The following is a 1,559-nucleotide window of genomic DNA, read 5'->3' as shown; positions in this document are numbered from 1 at the left end:
TGCACTTCTCTCCTTATATAATATATCCTTGGAGGAAGTCAGAGGCGAAGTTGGCGGTCGTGAGTATCATGGTTTTGTCTATTCTGCCACGGACGGACAGGGCAACAAGGTGGAAAATCCTTTCAAGGCTTCCAAGATTGACAAAACTGTCGGTGTGGAGGCAATAGAAAAACTGTTCGCTTATTCTACCAAGAAGTTCAAGGAAGACAAGAAACTCTCCGAGATGACCCGTCATAGCGTAGAAGCAGTCTTGAAGCAGACATACCATAAGGATAAGTTCATAGAACTTCTGAAAGCAAAGGGCATTGATGTTGTTTTCCGCCATACAGCTGACGGCCGTATCTACGGAGCAACATTCATTGACCACCGCACCCAAAGCGTTTTCAATGGTTCAAGGCTTGGAACGAATCTTTCTGCCAATGCCCTGCAGGAGCTCTTCACCTTGCCTTACGAGAATGAGCAACCGATACCGCTTACCATTCCAACGGAAGATGGCGTTGTCTTGGAGAAGGAACTTCAAAGCTCTGGCTTGTTCGACGAGTACGGCAGCGGTCTTGGACTTATGGCAGGGAATGGTTCTTCCAACGAGGCACAGGAAGCAGCATTCGATAGAGAGTTACGCAGAAAGAAAAAGAAGCGAAAAGGGAGAAACCTTTAATAGTATTATCAAGGTATAACTTCAAAACAGAAAAACAATGGCACAAGAAGACGATTTGAGAGCATTGGGAAAAATAATGGATTTTCTCCGTGCCGTGAGTATAATACTCGCAATTATGAATGTATATTGGTATTGCTATGAGGCAATGCGCATGTGGGGAGTGACAATCGGGGTTGTTGACAGAATCCTTATCAACTTCAACCGTACAGGTGGAAAATATTTTATATCGCAGTGACACTGTTTGTTTATGAAAAATATAATTGGTTAACTAAATCTCCAATATCACAGGATAGTGATCCCCACCCTTCATATGATATCCTCGTACACATGTTTTTAGCTGTAATCTGCTATCGATAAGGAAATAATCTAATTCTCGACCTGAAATATGTGTTGGCATACCACAACAGGCAAAATWAGCACTATTTCCCGGCCTACTRCTGGTACCTGTGGTCATTATTCTTAAATWWTCTGATAATTCGCTTGGCGTTGAATTCATATCTCCGCCAATGATGAAAGGAGATACTGCATGYCGTACTAAATCTCTTATATCTCCTACAGCACCAGACCCAGATTCGCAATGAAGGGTATAAATGTTACATCCATTATAATTTAAACAAATTGCYGATCGGCCTGTTCCTGATATCAGATAATGTATTGATGCTACAAAATTCAAATCCGCAATGATACAAGTATTACATCTCTGATTATAAGCACCTGCATGTTCTACCACAACATAGTGGTATCTACCACTATGTTGTGCAGGCAGTATGAATTGACCACATTCTTGTATCATAACAACATTACATTGTTCTATTGTTAATAGATGATTCAATATATTTAATTTAATAGCATCATTAAGAGGATTTCCTTGGGAATTCCATGTACAAATTTTCATATGGCT

The 1,559-nt window shown here is 40.6% G+C and carries 2 pseudogenes; both read left to right on the top strand.

The features are described 5' to 3' along the window. Positions 1-658, top strand: a pseudogene (locus BN4609_RS05715) (conjugal transfer protein MobB); the annotation flags it as partial. 37 nt (positions 659-695) lie between these two features. Next, a pseudogene (locus tag BN4609_RS05710) lies at positions 696-878 on the top strand (YWFCY domain-containing protein); the annotation flags it as partial. Positions 879-1,559: the final 681 nt, after the last annotated feature.

The sequence above is a fragment of the Leyella lascolaii genome (assembly GCF_900079775.1).
In the GTDB taxonomy this organism is placed as follows: Bacteria; Bacteroidota; Bacteroidia; order Bacteroidales; family Bacteroidaceae; genus Prevotella; species Prevotella lascolaii.
This window is presented reverse-complemented; position numbering and strand designations above follow the sequence as displayed.